Source organism: Pseudoalteromonas sp. G4, from assembly GCF_028875915.1.
Taxonomy (GTDB): Bacteria; Pseudomonadota; Gammaproteobacteria; order Enterobacterales; family Alteromonadaceae; genus Pseudoalteromonas.
In genome coordinates this window covers 1-3596 of sequence record NZ_JAPEHW010000134.1, presented here as the reverse complement: position 1 = coordinate 3596, position 3596 = coordinate 1, and the positions used below count along the sequence as shown (strand labels likewise).

Below are 3596 nucleotides of genomic sequence, written 5' to 3'. Positions count from 1 at the left end.
CTAGTTTCCAGAGCATGTTGATCTTTGTGGTCTAAATTCTGTTCAAATCCAAAGCATTTTGATCGCGGCGTTGCTTTGCAGGCCTAGTGGGCTAAGTCAAGAAGCAACAACAAAGAACAAAACGCTTTGGGCTGAACCTGTTAGGCAGTGCTTGTTTGGCATTTATACTGCTTTATCGTTCATTTATGTAGAATACTACATTACAATCACTCTGCCTTGTCTAAATGCCAAACAAACAGCTGCAGAAACAGACAGCAAAGATCATCATGCTCTGACACAAAGTATTACAGACAAAAAATTACTAAATTATCGAGAACAGCGTGGAAAAATGAACTAAGCTTTTATTTATTCGATTTATTTAACCACTTTCGTATTTATTTTTAAGCTAAAATTAGCTAACTTTAATGTCGTGCATGAAAAAAATTACAATAATGAGGATCTGGTTAATTCAATGTTAAGCAAAAGTCTTTCTAAACGCTTGTTAACCAGCGTACTCTCAGTTTATTTTGTACTTACGTTTATCGTAACTTGCGGTCAAGTAATCGCTGAATATCACAATTCTAAAGATCATATTCAAAACGAACTCTCCACGTTACAAAAAACCTTTTCAGGTAGTTTAACGCGCGCTATTTGGGAGTTAAACACCCAACAAACTCGCACCATTGCCGAGGGTTTATTGGCAATCCCTTCTATCGAAGGAGTCATTGTGCGCGATGATGACGGTGAAATTATTTCGCAGATTGGTCAATCTATCGATATTGTTGAGCGCTACGAATCACAGTTAGTGCAAGAGGCGGTGCTAGTACAGCATACGACGTCTGGTTTATTTGGTTACACCTTCCCGCTGGTATTTGAATTTTCTGGTCGCGCTACCCAAGTTGGTGACGTAACACTATTTTCAAGCCGCGAGGTGGTATTTAGCCGTATTATGGTTTCGCTCTACTTTTTAGTAGGTAATGCCTTAATCAAAACCACTTTCTTAATTATTTTATTCTTAATGGCTTTTAGACGCCTACTTACTGAGCCATTAACAGATTTAACCCAAAAAATTGAAGAATTAGAGCTTGATAATTTAGAAGGCGCTCGCGTTAGCATTGAAACCACCGAGCACAACGAATTAAAAATCATGGAGCACTCTTTCAACAAACTAATTGATAAAGTTGTAAGTTATAAAGACCAATTAGAGTCTACGCAAAAGCAATTAGTACATACCAACGAAAAGCTCGACCAACAAAACCTTCTTTTAGAGCAAGAAGTTGCACGTAAAACATCGAATTTAAGCCAAGCTATGATGGATTTACAGCAGCAAAAGTACGAACTAGAAAAACAAAAACTGGTTCTTACCGAAGAAGTAGATCGCCGCAAAATGACCGAAGATGAGTTACTGTCTAAGCAAGACGAGCTCACTAAGTATGTAGATGAATTAAATATGGCGCAGGAGCGCTTAGTTGGTTCTGAAAAAATGGCGGCATTGGGCGGCTTGGTAGCGGGTATTACCCACGATATCAACACACCTGTGGGTATTGGCGTAACTGCAACTTCTTTCTTGCAAGAACGCCTTGCTCAAGTTGAAGCTGCATATCAAGAAAAAACCCTATCGCCTAAAGCACTTGAAGAGTTTATTGCCGATGCAAAACAAAGTACGGCACTGTTAACCACTAACTTAGAGCGCGCATCAGAGCTTGTTGCTAGCTTTAAACAAATTGCGGTTGACCAAGCGAGTGAAGCCGTTCGTCAAATTAACTTAAAAGAATATTTGAATGAAATTATTCGCTCACTGCACCCTAAGCTTAAAAAGACAATGCACAAAATTAATATTCATTGTCCTGAAGACTTATTGCTCAACTTGCCAGCTGGCGCAATTAGTCAGATTTTCACTAACCTGATTATGAATTCGCTTATTCATGGTTTTGAAGGCATCAATGCTGGCACTATCGACATCAATATCCAAGAGCGAGATGGCGAAGTATCAATAACTTTCAAAGATAACGGCCGTGGTGTTGAAGCTGAACAACTAGAAAACCTATTTGACCCATTCTATACCACACGTCGCGAGCAAGGCGGCAGCGGCCTTGGTACGCATATTACCTTTAACTTAGTGAAGCAAACCCTTGCAGGTGACATCACTGCAACCAGCGAGCCTGGTAAAGGGTTATGCTATAAAATCACTTTCCCTAAGGATATGCCAAGCCCTGACTCATCACCTTTGGTTGATTAAATGTACAAATAGAAAAGAAGCGCCGAAAGGCGCTTTTTTATTGTTGGTAACCCTGTTAGGCTTAGCTGAATTTATAAGAGAAATTGGTACCTTTTTTATTGTTGGTAACCCTGTTAGGCTTAGCTGAATTTATAAGAGAAATTGGTACTACCAATTCAGTTTCAAGGATCCTTTCATGTGGTTTAGTAACCTAATTTGTTATCGCTTTAAACAAGAAGTTGATTACAACCAAGACGAATTTGAAAAAGCACTCGAACAAGATAAGTTTCGCCCATGTGGCAGCCAAGATTTAAGCACCTTTGGCTGGACTAAAGCGTTAGGCAAACATGGTCAAATGCTGTCGCACTTTAGCAAAAAGAGCATTTTACTGTGCGCAAAACGCGAAGAAAAAGTACTTCCACCAGCTGTGATCAATGACCTTCTTGCAGAAAAAGTAGAGCAAATAGAAAACAGCGAAAACCGCCCTGTTAAGAAAAAAGAAAAAGACGAGTTAAAAGAAAACTTAATTCACTCATTACTGCCTCAGGCGTTTAAAAAATCAAGCTTACAATTTGCTTTTATCGACCTAGAAAAAGGCTGGATGGTAGTTAATAGCGCAAGCTTTAATAAAGCAGAAGAGCTACTTGCACTGCTTCGTAAATCACTCGGTTCACTACCTGTAGTACCTGCATTTGTTAATTACGATTTAGGTCTATTTTTAACAAATTGGTTAGCAAAAGATGCAGCACCAGAGCAATTTACAATTGGCCTTGACGCAGAGCTTGTTGAACCAGAAGAAAACGGCGCAAAAGTAGTGCTTAAACAACACGACCTAGCCTCAGACGAAGTTAAAAGCCACTTAGACAACGGCAAAGTGGTAACAAAGCTAGCGCTTGATTGGATGGAGCGCATTCGCTTTGTACTGCAAGAAGATGGCTCTATTAAACGTGTAAACTACGCAGAGCTGTTAAAAGAAGAAAACGCTGACATTCCAAAAGAAGATATGGCAGTTAAGCTAGATGCTGACTTTATGCTTTCAAGCGATGAAATTAAGCAAATGCTAGAAGCACTAATTACTGCACTAGGCGAACCTGAAGATACAATTTAAGGCTATCTGTGTAACCGACGCTAAATATTCAAAAAGCCGCAAACGCGGCTTTTTTATGGTTAAAGTTTCTGATTTATCTATTTTGAAAACGTACTTTTAGACTTAAAAGTTTAATCTCAGCTTAAAAATAGAATTAAAGCTGGTTTGTCGTACTATCAACTTTAAACTTACAAAACTATACATTGCGCAACTACCCCCTCTTGTTCATTTTTGTTACACGACAAAAACGAACCAAAAAACGTGCCCCAAAAATCAAACTGATTCCTCAAATACAATTTAAATATGAACATA

General features: G+C 38.8%; 2 protein-coding genes. Both read left to right on the top strand.

Features of this window, described 5'->3' with window-relative positions; all coding sequences use genetic code 11:
- Nucleotides 1-451 precede the first annotated feature (451 nt).
- Nucleotides 452-2218: an ATP-binding protein gene (locus ON073_RS20115; RefSeq protein WP_274763655.1), complete on the top strand. Its 1767-nt coding sequence runs from the start codon at nt 452-454 to the stop codon at nt 2216-2218.
- Between the two features lie 175 nt (nt 2219-2393).
- Nucleotides 2394-3305 (top strand): recombination-associated protein RdgC, encoded by a 912-nt coding sequence (rdgC, locus tag ON073_RS20110; RefSeq protein WP_274763654.1) that lies wholly within the window; start codon nt 2394-2396, stop codon nt 3303-3305.
- The last annotated feature ends 291 nt before the right edge of the window (nt 3306-3596 follow it).

Coding starts and splice junctions, on each gene's coding strand:
- ON073_RS20115 (WP_274763655.1), top strand. CDS start 452: ATGTTAAGCAAAAGTCTTTCTAAACGCTTGTTAACCAGCGTACTCTCA.
- rdgC (WP_274763654.1), top strand. CDS start 2,394: ATGTGGTTTAGTAACCTAATTTGTTATCGCTTTAAACAAGAAGTTGAT.